The following is a 14,148-nucleotide window of genomic DNA, read 5'->3' as shown; positions in this document are numbered from 1 at the left end:
TCGTTCACCTGCTCTGGCTACGGTCCGGGCATGCGGTCCGAGGTTCGTCAACAGCGTGCATGGTGGCTCGCGGTGCTCGCGGGCGCCGCGCTGCTGGGCATGCTCGCGATGGCCTGGCTGGGTCCGCAGCGCCTGGCCCATGCGGAGGGCGCCGGCGTCGCGCCGCACACTGCAACCGGAACTCACCAGCAGGCGGGCGTGGGCCACGGTCCGCACGAGCACGCGCAGGACCTGGACGAGCACGACGAGCAGGACCACAGCCATGCGCTGGATCTGTTGCTCGGCTTGCTCATGGCGTTGTTCGTCGCCGTACTGACGTCGCTCTGGTCGCGGGTGCCTCGCCGTCCGATGGTGATCCTGCGCCGGGTGCGCTGGCAGATGCTCAACTCGGGACGCCCGCCCGACCCACCCTGCCTGACCCGTCTGTCGATCCAGCGCTGCTGAGCAGCCGCACCTGCCCGTACGTCGTACGGCGCGCTGCCGCCTGCCCACACAGAGATCCAGACCCGAAGGAACCGCCATGTCCAGCCACCGTCTCGAGAAGCCCGAGCACCCCGTCTCCCCCTCCGGCCCCGGCCTCTACTCGCGCTACATCGGCGCGATGCTCTACTTCATGGGCGCCGCCCTGATCGCCGGCGCCGTCGTGCACTATCCGATCGACCCGACGCAGTACACCGTCATCTGCGTGATCGGCGCGTTCGTCTTCCTCCTGGGCACGATCTTCAACGAGCTCGTCCTCGCGCACGAGCGGCCGAACCTCCTCGAAGCCGGCCTCCTCGTCGTCTTCTCCCTGCTGCTCTCATTCGGCGTGGGCCTCGTGGGTGGCGGCATCCAGCACTTCACCCAGTTCCCCGAGCGCTCCGCGCTGATGACACCGATCGGCCTGGTCATGTCCTACGCCGCGTTCATCGCCAAGGACAACCACGGTCGCTGGAAGCACGCATTCAGTCTCTTCGGAGCGGGCGTCCTGGTCGTCGCCGCACTGACGTACGTCGGCATGGTCGCTCTCGGCAACGCCATCGGCAGCGCCGGCCACGACCACGGCGGTCACCACCACGGCGGTACGCCGACCCCGACAGTCACTGTCACCGTCGATCCGAGCACCGGCACCTCCTCCACACCGACGCCGAAGCCCTCAGCCACGCACGACCACAGCACGCACGAGCACTGATCGGATGAGCCCCATGCCGGAGACGCCCGACTCACCCCCGCCGACACCCGCCTGGGTGAAGGCCCTGATCGTCGTGCTCGCGGTCCTCGTGGTCGCCGCGATCGCCCACTTCCTCCTCGGAGGCGGAGGCCACGGCCCGGGCATGCACGGATGACCCGCACCTCCGTACGCCGACTGCGGCGCCTGCTGCTCGCCGTACACCTGACTGCTTCGGTCGGCTGGGTGGGTGCCGTGCTCGCCTACCTGCCCCTCTCGGTGACCGCGGGGCGCTCTGCCGAGCCGGAGACCATCCGCGCGATGTGGGTCGCCATGGATCTGCTCGGATGGTCCGTGCTCGTTCCGCTCGCCCTGGCAGCGTTCGTCTCCGGCGTCGTCCTCGCGCTGGCGTCGCCCTGGGGACTCTTCCGGTACTGGTGGGTCGTGGTCTCGCTGGGTGCGACCTTCGCGCTCGGACTGGTCCTGGTGCTGCACATGCCGGAGGTGTCCGCGTCAGCGGCACGGGCCCGGACGGCGGCTCCTGCCGAGCTTCGCGCGCTGGACGGCGACACCGTCCATGCGGGCGTCGGGCTGGCACTGCTGCTCGCGGTCCTCGGCCTCAACGTGGTGAAGCCCCGCGGGCTGACCCGCTACGGGTGGAGGCGCCAGCAGGTGGCACGATGACGCGGTGATCCTCGAGCATGTCGTCCTGCCCGTGATTCCCGGCAGGGAGGACGACTTCCTCGCCGCCTTCGCCCGAGCCCGGCCGATCATCTCCTCGATGCCGGGCTTCGTGGACCTGACGCTGCAGCGCGGGATCGAGCGGCCGCACCAGTTCCTGATGCTGGTCCGCTGGGAGTCGCTCTCCGACCACGTGGACGGCTTCCGCGGGTCGTCCGAGTACCTCGAGTGGAAGGCGCTGCTCCACCACTTCTACGACCCCTTCCCCGAGGTCGTGCACTTCGAGGTCCCCGCGGGTGCTGCGCGTGCGGCTGCGTCTCTGGACGAAGTGCGCGCAGGGATCGACGCACTCGACACACGGATCATCGAACTGGTGGCTGCGCGCCAGCAGTACGTCGAGCGTGCGGGCGAGCTCAAGCGCGGCCAGGACACGGGGGCTGTGCGCGCACCGGGACGCGTGGAGGACGTGATCCGGAAAGCCCGTGCCGCCGCCCAGAGAGCCGGCGCCTCGCCCGACGTCGTCGAGGCGACCTATCGCGCCATGATCGGCGCCTTCATCGACCTCGAACTCGGCGTCCAGGGTGGCTGATCCGGGGTGGCCCGGCTACGGCCTCGCGTGGCTGGCGGCCCGCTTTTCATCCACAGGAAATGCCGCTTGACCTGCGGAAACATGTGGATCAGGTCTTGACTCCGAACATATGTTCGATCAGAATGGAGTCATGCACGCGATCCCCTTCGACACCGAGCCCGACGACAGGTCGACGCTCCTGCGTTGGGTCGCACAGCACCACCTGAGCGGGCAGCGCTCCGCAGCGGCAGAGCTGGCCGGGGCTGTGTCCTGGGCTGCGTTCCACTCCGAGGAGAGCGTCGTCGGGCCCGTCGAGACCTGGGAGCAGGGCTTCCTCCCGCTGGCCGGCGAGGGCACGCCGGAGGTTGCGGAGTTCAGCATCGCCGAGTTCGCCGCAGTGCTCGGCAAGTCCACCGACGCCGGTCGCACCTACATCGGCGACGCCCTCGAGCTCGCCCACCGCCTGCCGCGCATCTACGCCCGCACCCAGCACGACATCCTCGAGGTCTGGCGAGCCCGCCAGATCGCCCAGACCACCCGCTGCCTTCCTCCCGAGGGTGCGGCGTACGTCGACCGCATGCTCGCCCCGATCGCCCACAAGGTCGGCAAGGTCCGCATCGACCGGCTCGTCGAGGAGGCCATGGCCCGCTTCGATCCCGACCAGGCACGCCAGCGCGCAGCCGCAGCAGCCGAGGGTCGCAAGGTCGACGTCCACCGCGACGACCTCGACCACGCCGGACTCGCCGACATCGCAGCGACCGTCGACCTCGCCGACGCCGACGACTTCGAGGCCGCCATCGCGCGCCGCGCCGCCCACCTCGGCGAGCAGGGCGACACCGACCCCCTCGACGTACGCCGCGCCAAGGCGCTCGGCGCCATGGCCCGCGCCGACCTCGGGCTCGACCTCCAGACCGGCGAGCGCTCCGCACCCGCTGGCACGGGAGTCGAGCTGCGCGTGCACGTCAACGGGGCCGACCTCGACGCAGCCCTGTCCGACGGCGAAGGTGCCAGCCTGGCCCGCGTGGAGCGGACGCGTTCCTTCATCCACCTCGACGCGCTGCGCCGCTGGCTCTCTCGCCCCGACCTGAAGCTCTCCATCCGTCAGGTCATCGACACCACGTCCACCATCCGGGGCGACCAGCACGAAATCCCCGATCGGCTCCGGCTCCAGGTCACCGAGCGCGACGACCACTGCGTCTTCCCGCACTGCACCCGCCCCGCCCACCGCGCCGACCTCGACCACATCACGCCGTACGACGACGGTGGCGGAGGGTCAGCGCCACCCGGTCAGACCCGTGCCGAGAACCTTGCTGCCTTGTGCCGCAACCACCACCGCCACAAGACCTTCGGCGGCTGGAGCTACACGATGCTCGAGCCCGGCTACTACCTGTGGCGCACGCCCCACGGTCACCGACTCCTCGTCACGCCGACAGGCACCGTCACGCTCTGACGTCGGAGCGTTGGGGTTCACTCATCGCGGCAGATCCGCTCTTACTTGCGTCAGTCGTTGGGCCACTCGTAGTCGGTGATCAAGCGACCCATGAAGTCCTCGCGCGGTGAGCCTTCGTAGGCCTGAGCGAGGTTCGGGAATCCCTTATCCTCCAGCACCCTCAGGGTGTCGTGAACGGCTCCCGAATACGCCTGTTCGAGCATGCGAGCTACTGCTTCGCGGTCTGACGAGTCCAGCCTGCGAAGGAGTTCCGCGACTTCGCTGTCGGGTGGCCAGACGGCCCGTCGAGCCCAGCTCGGAAGCACCGTGCCCTGACCATTGCGGCACTCATCGACGAGCGCATCAATGGACGCGCGGTACGCCGAGCGGCCTCCCTGCTCTGTCATGACTGCACTATCGCACCCGCAGGCATGCCAGACCGGATTAGAAGCCTAGATAGGCCGGGCTGCCAATCGACACGCCCTCGACGACCTGGCGCTCGTCGTCATCGGATGCCGTGGGATCGGCGTCCTGCGGCGAAAGTGTTCCCATGGACCAGATCGCGAAGCCGTCGGGAAAGTCGATGCCAATGTCGCTGGCTTGTCCGACGAAGCCCGCGTCCCGCAACTGGTCGAGGACGTCGTCGATCACTCGATAGGTCAGCTGAATTCCATTCAGCTGACCTCGTTGCCGTTGCCCGCGTACGGCAGTTCGATCAGTTCCAGCAGGCCGTCCGCCGAGAAGCGAAGCACCAGGCCCGGGTCGGGTTCACCGTAGAACGCCGAGTCGTCCTGGACGGACGTCGGAGCACCGAGGACCTCAGCAATGGAGTCGCGGTCCATCCCAAGGCTGATGTTGAGGACGCCGCGACCGGGCACGATTTCCATGCCTGCGAGCGTATCGACGATGTTCCGAGGTCACGACCTCTGTTCGACAGAATCGAGCTACTCGCGGCATGAGCGGTCGGATCAGCTCCTCGACGGGTGGAACCGCCCCGCTTCGACATCGTTGACGAGTTGCGCGATCCGATCATCGGGCTGCAGGCCCGGCGCGAGCAGCTCCTTGTGCAGGACCTTGAACCGTCCACCCCATCCGGAATCTCGATAGGCGAGGATGCCAACCTTCCATGTCTCGCGTCCATCCAGCCAACGCTGATGGAGGGAACCGAACATAAAATTCAGAACCTCATCGAATAGGTCCCCGCCCTTAAAGACATCGGACTTGAGGGGTTGACCTGACTTCACGGCGCGCACCCAATAGTGCCAACCCTCACGGGTTACCTTCACGTCATGCTCGTTGGGCTCGAACGAGATCTGGTCCTGCATGGTCGAAGTATGGCCCTGGGCTTGCAGCCGTGGGCTATCCGCGGCATGAGCGGTCGCTGCTGACCCCTCAAGTCCGGTGGCGCGCGGGTGCCCACGTCGCCGGAGGAGCGCCGAATCGGGGGCCGCGGCGTTCTCGACCACGGCCCCCCTGATTGCGAGTAGGTCAGACGCAGCCGAAGAGGTCGTTGTCCTTGGACGGCAGGTGCCCGGCGTGGAGGTCCTTCAGCGCCCAGTCGACCGATCCAGTGAAGTAACTGGCGCCCATGTCCTTCACGACCGGCCAGGTGGCAGCACCTTCGAGGGCTGAGATCGCCGCCTCCGCCGCCTTGTCATCGCCAGCGTCGTGGGCCTCGCCCCAGGCTTCGATCCATGCGCAGGCAACCTCGCCGGCGAGCCGGTTGTTGAAGCTGTCGCCCTGATTGACGCCGACGAGGCGCTCGTAGTCCGCGAGGGTGGTTCCGGGTGCGAGCGGAACGCCGTCGAGACCGTGCTCGATCGCAGCGACTGCGTTGATGGGGCTCACGACGTCGGCGGGCATGCGGGCCAGCCATTGGTCGACACTCACGGCGTGGATGTGGTTCAGAACGTTCTTGAATTGGTCTGCGCCGCTCCATGCTGCCTGGGCGCGAATTCCGACGAAGGAGTCACCTACCGGTTCCAGGACGGCCTCGAAGTCCTCGCCGGGGCGGAAGGTGACGAGCATGGCCTTGTGGCCGGCCACCTCGATTTGCTGGATGGGCTCGACGCTCTCGATCGTCCGCTCCTCGTGGAAGCTCGCGTACTCGGACGCGTCGTACCAGGTCAGCTCGAGGGACAGCGCCCCGTTGGTGTAGGTGACGTAGCCGGTCGTCTTTGCGAAGCCGGCGACCTCGGTGATCTTCCAGCCGGCCATGTTGAGGGCGAGACGCGGGTTGTTCTCGGCCGCGGCGATCGCTGACGCCGGGTAGAGCACTTGCTCGTCCGGGGTGGTCGACTCGTCGTTGGTGACGACAAAGGTTGCGGTGATGACGGCAGCCACGGCTGCTGCTGCGCCTACAGCGCCGATTGCCTTGCGCAGCGGGCGGGCTGGGGTCGTCGTGGTGCTTCGGGGATTCCTTGCGAGCGTGAGGGTGGCCATGATCTCCTCCAACAGGTCGGCACGGGCCCCTGAGAGAGGCATCTGCGAGACCTGCTCGTCGGTGATGTGCTTGCGGTTCATGCGCCCTCCTTCCGGGACAGCGTGCGGGGTTCGTTGGGGAGATGTCCGGCTGGTGGAGGATCGTTGCCGAGGAGATCGCGCAGTCGTGCCCTCGCACGTGAGAGGCGGGGACGGATAAGGGCAGAGGTTGAGCCAAGAACCTCAGCGATCTCGCGGGCCTCGAGGCCCTCCCAGAGGTGGAGTTGCAGGACCTCGCGGTCGCGGTGGCCCATCCGATCGAGCGCAGCCTCGACATCGACGTCCAAGACGGCATTGGGCGCGATGTCGGCCACCGCGGTAGGAAGTTCGGCTCGGAGCCGAGTGCCCAGAGTCGACCTGCGTGCATCGCCACGGCGCTGGTTCGCCAGAACTCGTCGCGCGACCCCGTAGAGCCAGGGCCGCGTGTCTGGATAGTCGGGCACGTGTGCTAACCGACGCCACGCAATGAGAAAGGTGTCAGCCGCGGCATCGGCGGCGTCCTCCGGGCGGTTTGTCCGGCGAAGAGTGAAGCCAACGACGGCATCGAAGTGCTCGGCATAGAGCCGCCGGAAGCACTCTTCACGTGGCGGGTTCGAGGGGCTCATGCCTGCCTCATGTCCGTCACGCACAGGATCGTTGCACGCAATCCGTCAGATTCTGATGAATCTCCCGAGCCCTCGGCAGATCAACCGAACAGCGGCATGTCCGACCGGATCTCTATCGGCAGCTCCGCTCGCGCATGAGCGCCACGGTCGACGGCAGATCACTCATCGACCGGATCACGGTGTCAGCACCGCTGAGCATCTCGTACGGCGTCCGGGCGGCGTATCCGATGACTGGCATTCCTGCAGCATGGGCTGCCGCGACGCCAGCAGGACTGTCCTCGACCACGACACACTGCTCCGGCGCATAGCCCATCTGTGCAGCCGCATGGAGAAACAGATCCGGCTCGGGCTTGCCGCGCACGACGTCCTCGGAACTGTAGATCCGACCAGCGAACTCGCCATGCAAGCCAGTAGCACCCAAGGTCAGCCGCATGCGCTCGTGCGATCCGGAGGACGCAACGCACGTCGCATAACCCTCGACCCGCAGGGTCTCGATCGCATCGGCGACGCCATCGACCGCGAGAAGTTCCCGCTCGAACAGTTCATGAGCCTCCGCGACCGCGCGGGTACGAAAGTCCGACGGCAACGGTCGGCCAATCTGTCGTTCGATGTTCGCCTGGATCGTCGGCCAACTTCGACCGAGGTGCTGGTCATTCATCTCGTCGACCGTGATCGGCCAGCCCAGTTCGGCAATCATCGCCATCTCGACGCGTTGCACGAGGTGCTCGCTGTCGACCAGGACGCCATCACAGTCAAAGACGACCAGCCCCGATGCAGTCACCCGTGAAGCGTTACATGGCCGACGGCGAAGCGGCGTCACATCGGCAAATCCGCTCACTTCCGTTAGCCGCCGCTGATGTTCCCATAACGTGCTCGCGTGGAGGACATACTCGCGATCGCGCGCATCATCACCCGTCAGCCCGCGGTGATCGCGACCTTCCTCATCGTCGGAACTGGCCTTGGCGTGCTCGGAACAATCGCCACCCGCCGACGCAACTGGTCCACACTGCGGCGCTGGGCACTTGTTGCGGCGGGGTTTGCCTTTGCCGTGCTCCCAGCAACAACGCTTGCGCGTCGGCTCGACCACGTCCAATGGCGGCTTCCCGGAGGCGGTGAGTTCAGCGCCCTCTCGCTCCGGGCACCTGGACTCGCTCCGACCACTCCCGAGGACTGGCTCAACGTCGTGATGCTCGTGCCGTTCGGGGTTCTTGCGGTGCTCGCTACCCGCCGACCCGGCCTCGTGACCATCGCCGCGGCATCGTCTGTGGTGGCCGTTGAGGTCCTCCAAGGTGCAGCCGGTATCGGTGTGATCAGCGTTGCCGACTTCGTTCACAACCTTCTCGGGGCCGCGCTCGGAGCGGCAACTGGCGCGCTCATCCCCCGCGACCGTCTGCGAGCCCGCCCCACAGCTTTGGAGCAGAACCTCATCCGACGCGGCAGATCCGCTCGGATCACTGCTCCTTAATCGTGAACCCGCTGATCTGAGTGCCGGTCGGCAGGTCCTTGAGCTGCGCGGCCATCTGCCCGCTGATCGACGCGGCGACGACGAAGTCCATGACGTGGACGTTGTCCGCGGAGATCTCACCTCCGAGGGCAGGCGGCGTGCTGAACACGTAGACCTGCTCCGGCCCCGGAACGACTCCGCGGCGATGCGCCCCCATCGCCAGGCCCGCAAGGAGGAACTCGTCCTGACCTTCTTCGGTGTTCAGCACCGCTTGCAGCGCCTGCCCGTCCGCCCAATGACGTGTCAGGGTCCCCTCGAGCGAATCGAGGAACCAGACGCCGTCATCGCCCTGCAGGAAGACATCACCGAACATCGATGCCGCGAGCGGCCTGAGTCGCCGGTCGCCGATCAGCCACTGCCAGGCAGCGAGCCCGCGGGCGAAGATTTCATCGTCAAAGCGGCGAATCAGCTCCATGCGAGCACAGTACGGCGGAGGGTCATCAACGCTCGGGAGGATGCGCCATAGTCGGGCCATGACGACGTACGCCGAGCAGAGCGCGTGGAAGCGGATCCAGGAGTTCCTGCCGGTGGAGTACCGGCTCACACCGGAGCGCGAGCCAGCCGAGGAGTGGTGGGACCACGAGGGCCACCGGATCCACCTCGACACGTACCGCAATCCGGAGGCGCCGGTGAAGGTGCTCCTCTTCCACGGTGTCGGCACCAACGGCCGGCAGATGTCGCTGATCCTGGGCCGCCCGCTCGCGGACCGCGGCTACGAGACCGTGGCGATCGACATGCCGACGTACGGGATCAGCGAGGTCGCCGACGGCGCGCTGGTGACGTACGACGACTGGGTGCGGATCGGCTCGGACCTCGTCGAGAAGGAGCGCGATGGGCGGCCGATCGTGCTCTACGGCCTGTCGGCAGGCGGCATGGAGACCTTCCACATCGCTGCCCTCAACAGCCGGCACGGTGGCGGAGTGGACGGCATCGTCGGGATGACCTTCCTCGACCAGAGTTCGCGCAAGGTCCGCGTCGACACCGCCTTCGATCCGGTGACCGGGTTCGTCGGAGCGCTCCTGATGGCCCTGCTCGCGCGCACTCCCCTGCGCAGGCTCCGGGTCCCCATGCGCTGGGTCTCGAAGATGCGCACGCTCGTCAACGACCGTGCCGCGAAGAAGGCCTGCTACGCCGACCGGACCTCGGCCGGAAACAGTGTGAGCGTGGCGTTCCTCGACTCCTACCTCAACTACCGGCCGGCGATGAGCCCGGAGGAGTTCGCGGTCTGTCCGGTGCTCCTCACCCAGCCAGCGGCCGACCGGTGGACGCCCCTGGAGCTCTCCGAGCCGTTCCTGCGCCGGATCACGATCGTGCCTGTGACGACGGTCCTGTTGGAGAACGCCGGCCACTATCCACTCGAGCAGCCGGGCCTGGACCAGATGGTCGACGCCATCGACACCTTCTGCGCGGAGCGCGCCGCCTCCGTGTCGTGAGCGCGTCACCGGAACGCGACGTACCGGTAACCTCGGCGTCGTGACCAGCGAGATCCTCGAGCCACGGCGGCGGCCCTCCCAGGAGCGGAGCCACGTGAAGTTCGACCACCTGCTCCAGGTGTCGCGCGATCTGCTGACCGAGGTGGGCTTCGAGAAGTTCACCTGTGAGGAGGTCGCGCACCGCGCCGGCCTGCCGATCGGCACGCTCTACCAGTTCTTCGCCAACAAGTACGTCATCGTCTGCGAGATCGACCGCGTCCACGCGGTCGCGGTGCGCGAGGAGGTCGCCTCGCTCGCGGCGCAGATCCCCTCGCTCGACTGGCTCGACCTGCTCGACCGGCTGCTCGAGCACCTGGTCACGCTGTGGCGCACGGACCCGTCACGGCGCGCCGTCTGGCACGCGGTGCAGTCGACCCCCGCCACCCGCGCGACCGCGGCGGTGACCGAGCGGGAGCTCGCCGCCGAGGTCCTCGTGCACGTGACCTATTCGATGCTCAACTTCTCGATCCGCGACGGCCAGGAGCACGAGGAGGCCGTCATCGAGCTGAAACGGCTGCTCGCGTCCTACCTGCTGGCGGCCGAGAGCACCACGTAGGCGACGGCGTAGTCGCCGTCGTGGGAGAGCGAGAGGTCGATCCGGCACTCCCCCAGGTACGCCGCGACCGCACCGCGCAGGACCAGCCGCGGCCGGCCCCACGCGTCGCAGGCGACCTCGATCTGCTTCAGCGCCTCGTCGCCGAGGAGCGGCGGCTCGCCGTACAGCAGCGCCGACCAGGCCTTGACCAGCGCCTCGCGGGCGGCCCACCGCGCGGCGAGGTGCCGCGGGTGGCCGCCACGCTCAGCGACGTCGGCGCGCTCCCCCGGGCTGAAGACGTCGGCGAACCGGGAGCCGGGCTGACCCAGCTGCTCCGCGAACGAGGGGACGTGGACCAGGTCCACGCCCACCCCGTGCACGTCCAGGCCGGTCTCGACCTCCGGCGCCCGGGTCAGCTCGTTCAGCGGCACTGGAAGCGCCCCGCCTCGGAGAGCCGCGCGTCGGGGTCGAGCAGCAGCCCGGCCTCGAGCTCCTTGCGGTTCTCCTTGCCGAGGCGACGGTCGGTCGTCTTCACGAAGCCGGGCTCGCCCAGCATCACGCGGGTCGTCGTCATCGCGCCCTCGACCTGGCGCTGGCGCGCGGCTTCGAGGTAGGCGTCGCGCTGGTCGGCGGGCAGCGACTGCACGAAGACCTCCGGGTGCGCGATGGCGAGGAGACCAGCCACGTGGCCGAAGCCGAGGCTGGTGACGAGACCGACCTTGAGCGGGCCCGGGCGCAGCGGACGGCGTGGCCAGACCAGGTGCGGGTGCTTGGCCAGCTCCGGGTCGACGCAGTCGAGCGACCGGTTCGGCGGCAGGACTCCGTCGCGGAGCACCTGGCAGAGACCGATCACCTGGAACGCCGCAGCGCCACCCTTGGCGTGACCCGTCAGCGACTTCTGCGACACGACGTACAGCGGGTTGCCCTCGCTGCGGCCGAGCGCCTCGGCGAGCCGCTCGTGCAGGTCCGACTCGTTGGGGTCGTTGGCGTTGGTCGAGGTGTCGTGCTTGCTCACCACGTTGACGTCGTCGGCCCCGAGGCCGAGCTCGGACAGCGCCTTCGCCAGCGGCGACTCCTGCCGACCGAGACCGGCCGCGAGGGCACCGATGCCGGGGGCCGGGATCGAGGTGTGGATGCCGTCGGCGAACGACGCGGCGTAGGCCACGACACCGAGCACGGGCAGACCCATCCGGGCCGCCACATCACCGCGGGCCAGGATGATCGTGCCGCCACCCTGCGACTCCACGAAGCCACCACGACGGCGGTCGTTGGGCCGGCTGATGTGGCGCTGGTCGATGCCCTGGTCGAGCATCGCCTGGGTGTCCGCGGTGGCCGACATCGCGGCGAAGCCGACGATGCCCTCGGTGCCGAGGTCGTCGAAGCCACCGGCCACGACGACGTCCGCCTTGCCGACCTTGATCTTGTCGACGCCCTCCTCGATGGAGACGGCGGTCGTCGCGCAGGCGGCGACCGGGTGGATCATCGCGCCGTACGAGCCGACGTACGACTGGACGACGTGGGCGGCGATGACGTTGGGCAGCGCCTCCTGGAGGAGGTCGTTGGCCACGCTCTCGCCGAGCAGGTTGTCGATGTAGAGCGACTGCATGGAGGTCATGCCGCCCATGCCGGTGCCCTGCGTGTTGGCGACGCGCGCCGGGTGGACCCAGCGCATCAGCTCCGCCGGCGTGAAGCCGCTGGAGAGGAAGGCGTCGACGGTGCAGACGAGGTTCCACAGCGCGAGCCGGTCGATCGACTCGAGCATCTCGGCCGGGATGCCCCAGACGGACGGGTCGAAGCCGGTCGGGATCTGACCACCAGCGGTGCGGGTGATCTCGACCCGGCGCGGGACGCGGACCTCGGTGCCCGCCTTGCGGGTGACCGCCCAGCCGCCGTCCGCGATCGGGGCCGCCGTCGTCTGCGCCGGGTTGGCGGCGACGAAGGCGCGGGCCTCGGCCTCGGACTCGACACGGAAGGTCATGTCCTGGTCGAGGAAGACCTGCGCCATGAGCGGCGCGGTGTTGTCGACCATGCTGCCGTCGTCACCGTAGGTGCGGATGCCGGAGCGCTCCATGACCGCGTCGTGGTAGCGGTCGCGGATCTCGTGCTCGGCGATCGCGTCGCCGCTCTCCACGTCGTACCAGGAGGCGCCCTGGGCGTCCCAGCGGACCAGGCCGGTCGACCAGGCGAGCTCGAGGACGCCGGCAGCGGAGAGCTCGTTGGTCACCTCGACCTCGTGCCGCGTGCGGGACGAGCCCCACGGGCCGAGCTCGCCGGCACCGACGATGACGATCAGGTCCTCGGGCGCGGCCGGGACGCCGTCGAGCTCCGGAGCGGCGTACGCCGGGAGCTGGGCCGGCGAGGCGGGCAGCGCGTCGATGGTGACGGTGTCGTCCTCGGCGTCCTCCGTGGCGGCGGCTGCAGCAGCCTTCTGGGCCTCAGCCGCGATGTCGCGGAGGTTGACGTTCTCCAGGCCCTCGGCGAGGTCCAGGTGGAGCGGGCGCTCGGCGGCCGACTCACGGGCAGCCGTGGTGCAGAGCGCGAGCAGCTGGGCGGCCATCTCGTCGGGGCTCCAGACGCGGACACCGGCGTTGCGCACGGCGGTGACCATGGCGTCGTTGGCACCCATGAGGCCGGTGCCGGCAACCCAGCCGATGATGGCGTGGGCGAGCGTGACCCGCTCGGGCCAGCCCGACTCCGAGCTCCACTTGGCGACCATGGCGTCGAGCGCGGCCTTGGCCTCGCCGTAGGCGCCGTCGCCACCGAAGATGCCGCGGTTGGGCGAGCCCGGGAGCACGACGTGGACCCGGTTGCGGCCCCAGTCGGCGCCGACGAGGCGCTCGACCGACCACAGCAGGATGCGGGCCTGCAGCTCCGCCTTGGCGCCCGCGTCGGCGAGGTCACCCATGACCGGACCGGCAGCGAACGGGAAGAGGAGCGTGGGGTGCAGCGCGGGCTTGACGACCTCGGTCGTCGGGCCCAGGCGGCGGGTCTGCTCGGTGGTCACCCAGGCGACGAGCGCGTCCACGTCGGCGTACGACGCGAGGTTGGCCGGGACGACCCAGAGCGAGGCACCGACGCGGGCGTGGGTGCGGTAGAGCTCCTTGAACCAGGCCAGGCGCTTGCCGTCGAGGTTGGACGTCGTGGCGACGACCGTGGCACCGCCGGCGAGGAGGTCCTCGACGATGGCAGCGGCGATCGAGCCCTTGCTGGCGCCCGTGACGACCGCGACCTCGTCGGCCCAGACACCCTTCGAGGTGTCCTCGGCCTGCGCGGCGAGGTCATCGAGGCCGTACCAGCGTGCCTGGGCGGCCACGACCGGACCGGCGCCGGTGACCTCGGCGGCGAGCGACTCGCCAGCGGCGACCCGGGCGACGTCCTCACGGGCGGAGGCCCAGCGGTCGTCGAGCAGGACTGCACGCGTGGCGTCGAACGCCGGGGCGGTCATCGAGAGCCAGTCGGAGCCGAGCTCCGCCTCGATCCGCTCGAGGGCAAGGCGGCCCTCGGCGGCGTCCTCGAGCGCGGCGGGCGCCGGGGCGTCCTCGCCGAGCTGGGTGAGGAGGTGGCGGGCCGTGGAGGCGAGGGCGTCGGTGATGACGCCGGTGACGCCGGCCAGGGCAGCGGCGTCGAGGGTGACCTCGCCACCACCACCGGCGGACGGCAGGCTCACCGCGACGCCCTGGCGGGCGGCGACCGCGGCGACCGCGGCGTCGATGAGCGCGTCGACCT

Annotated in this window: 19 protein-coding genes; 9 read left to right on the top strand and 10 right to left on the bottom strand. The window is 69.0% G+C overall.

Annotated features, from left to right (window positions below; all coding sequences use genetic code 11):
- The first annotated feature begins 30 nt into the window (after positions 1 to 30).
- The 6 genes from VLF38_RS07800 (at position 31) to VLF38_RS07775 (ending at position 3,846) form a co-directional block, all read left to right on the top strand.
- The gene (locus VLF38_RS07800) at positions 31 to 444 is read left to right on the top strand and encodes a hypothetical protein (RefSeq protein ID WP_325270707.1); all 414 of its coding nucleotides are present in this window, start codon (positions 31 to 33) and stop codon (positions 442 to 444) included.
- Between the two features lie 76 nt (positions 445 to 520).
- Positions 521 to 1,171, top strand: a complete 651-nt coding sequence (locus VLF38_RS07795; RefSeq protein WP_325270706.1) for a hypothetical protein — start codon at positions 521 to 523, stop codon at positions 1,169 to 1,171.
- A 13-nt stretch (positions 1,172 to 1,184) separates the two neighbouring features.
- Positions 1,185 to 1,325, top strand: coding sequence for a hypothetical protein (locus VLF38_RS07790; RefSeq protein WP_325270705.1), 141 nt, complete (start codon positions 1,185 to 1,187; stop codon positions 1,323 to 1,325).
- Complete coding sequence (locus tag VLF38_RS07785) at positions 1,322 to 1,831, top strand: DUF2269 domain-containing protein (RefSeq protein ID WP_325270704.1); 510 nt, start codon at positions 1,322 to 1,324, stop codon at positions 1,829 to 1,831. The genes VLF38_RS07790 and VLF38_RS07785 overlap by 4 nt, the downstream gene beginning before the upstream one ends.
- A 4-nt stretch (positions 1,832 to 1,835) precedes the next feature.
- Positions 1,836 to 2,417 (top strand): chorismate mutase, encoded by a 582-nt coding sequence (locus tag VLF38_RS07780; RefSeq protein ID WP_325270703.1) that lies wholly within the window; start codon positions 1,836 to 1,838, stop codon positions 2,415 to 2,417.
- A 130-nt stretch (positions 2,418 to 2,547) separates the two neighbouring features.
- Positions 2,548 to 3,846, top strand: a complete 1,299-nt coding sequence (locus VLF38_RS07775) for a hypothetical protein (RefSeq protein WP_325270702.1) — start codon at positions 2,548 to 2,550, stop codon at positions 3,844 to 3,846.
- A gap of 50 nt (positions 3,847 to 3,896) precedes the next feature.
- On the opposite strand, the gene VLF38_RS07770 is transcribed toward VLF38_RS07775, so the two are convergent.
- The 7 genes from VLF38_RS07770 to VLF38_RS07740 form a co-directional block, all read right to left on the bottom strand.
- Positions 3,897 to 4,232: a DUF6547 family protein gene (locus VLF38_RS07770; RefSeq protein WP_325270701.1), complete on the bottom strand. Its 336-nt coding sequence runs from the start codon at positions 4,230 to 4,232 to the stop codon at positions 3,897 to 3,899.
- A 37-nt stretch (positions 4,233 to 4,269) separates the two neighbouring features.
- Positions 4,270 to 4,476 carry a hypothetical protein gene (locus tag VLF38_RS07765; RefSeq protein WP_325270700.1) on the bottom strand — a complete coding sequence of 69 codons (207 nt, stop codon included), beginning with the start codon at positions 4,474 to 4,476 and terminating at the stop codon, positions 4,270 to 4,272.
- 23 nt (positions 4,477 to 4,499) lie between these two features.
- On the bottom strand, positions 4,500 to 4,712 hold the full coding sequence (locus tag VLF38_RS07760; protein ID WP_325270699.1) for a hypothetical protein: 213 nt from the start codon (positions 4,710 to 4,712) through the stop codon (positions 4,500 to 4,502).
- Between the two features lie 81 nt (positions 4,713 to 4,793).
- Complete coding sequence (locus tag VLF38_RS07755; protein WP_325270698.1) at positions 4,794 to 5,150, bottom strand: hypothetical protein; 357 nt, start codon at positions 5,148 to 5,150, stop codon at positions 4,794 to 4,796.
- A 163-nt stretch (positions 5,151 to 5,313) separates the two neighbouring features.
- Positions 5,314 to 6,348 (bottom strand): hypothetical protein, encoded by a 1,035-nt coding sequence (locus VLF38_RS07750; RefSeq protein ID WP_325270697.1) that lies wholly within the window; start codon positions 6,346 to 6,348, stop codon positions 5,314 to 5,316.
- Entirely contained in the window at positions 6,345 to 6,911 is a 567-nt protein-coding gene (locus VLF38_RS07745) for an RNA polymerase sigma factor (RefSeq protein WP_325270696.1), read from the bottom strand. Before VLF38_RS07745 ends, VLF38_RS07750 begins: the two co-directional genes overlap by 4 nt.
- A gap of 112 nt (positions 6,912 to 7,023) precedes the next feature.
- The gene (locus tag VLF38_RS07740) at positions 7,024 to 7,692 is read right to left on the bottom strand and encodes an HAD family phosphatase (RefSeq protein WP_325270695.1); all 669 of its coding nucleotides are present in this window, start codon (positions 7,690 to 7,692) and stop codon (positions 7,024 to 7,026) included.
- Between the two features lie 96 nt (positions 7,693 to 7,788).
- On the opposite strand from VLF38_RS07740, the gene VLF38_RS07735 reads away from it, so the two are divergent.
- A complete protein-coding gene (locus VLF38_RS07735) occupies positions 7,789 to 8,376 on the top strand; it encodes a VanZ family protein (protein WP_325270694.1) in 588 nt (195 codons plus the stop codon).
- On the opposite strand, the gene VLF38_RS07730 is transcribed toward VLF38_RS07735, so the two are convergent.
- Positions 8,363 to 8,830: a hypothetical protein gene (locus VLF38_RS07730; RefSeq protein WP_325270693.1), complete on the bottom strand. Its 468-nt coding sequence runs from the start codon at positions 8,828 to 8,830 to the stop codon at positions 8,363 to 8,365. The genes VLF38_RS07735 and VLF38_RS07730 overlap by 14 nt on opposite strands.
- Before the next feature lie 58 nt (positions 8,831 to 8,888).
- Here VLF38_RS07730 and VLF38_RS07725 point away from each other — a divergent pair, with 58 nt between their 5' ends.
- Together VLF38_RS07725 and VLF38_RS07720 are read left to right on the top strand one after the other, a co-directional pair.
- Complete coding sequence (locus VLF38_RS07725; RefSeq protein WP_325270692.1) at positions 8,889 to 9,848, top strand: alpha/beta hydrolase; 960 nt, start codon at positions 8,889 to 8,891, stop codon at positions 9,846 to 9,848.
- Positions 9,849 to 9,888: 40 nt separating this feature from the next.
- Positions 9,889 to 10,443 carry a TetR family transcriptional regulator gene (locus tag VLF38_RS07720; protein WP_325270691.1) on the top strand — a complete coding sequence of 185 codons (555 nt, stop codon included), beginning with the start codon at positions 9,889 to 9,891 and terminating at the stop codon, positions 10,441 to 10,443.
- On the opposite strand, the gene VLF38_RS07715 is transcribed toward VLF38_RS07720, so the two are convergent.
- A complete protein-coding gene (locus VLF38_RS07715; protein ID WP_325270690.1) occupies positions 10,413 to 10,853 on the bottom strand; it encodes a holo-ACP synthase in 441 nt (146 codons plus the stop codon). The two genes, VLF38_RS07720 and VLF38_RS07715, sit on opposite strands and share 31 nt — an antisense overlap.
- A partial coding sequence (locus VLF38_RS07710; RefSeq protein ID WP_325270689.1) for a beta-ketoacyl synthase N-terminal-like domain-containing protein occupies positions 10,844 to 14,148 on the bottom strand: 3,305 nt, incomplete at its 5' end. The genes VLF38_RS07710 and VLF38_RS07715, both read right to left, overlap by 10 nt.

The organism is Nocardioides sp., from assembly GCF_035481145.1.
Classification (GTDB): Bacteria; Actinomycetota; Actinomycetes; order Propionibacteriales; family Nocardioidaceae; genus Nocardioides.
This window is presented reverse-complemented; position numbering and strand designations above follow the sequence as displayed.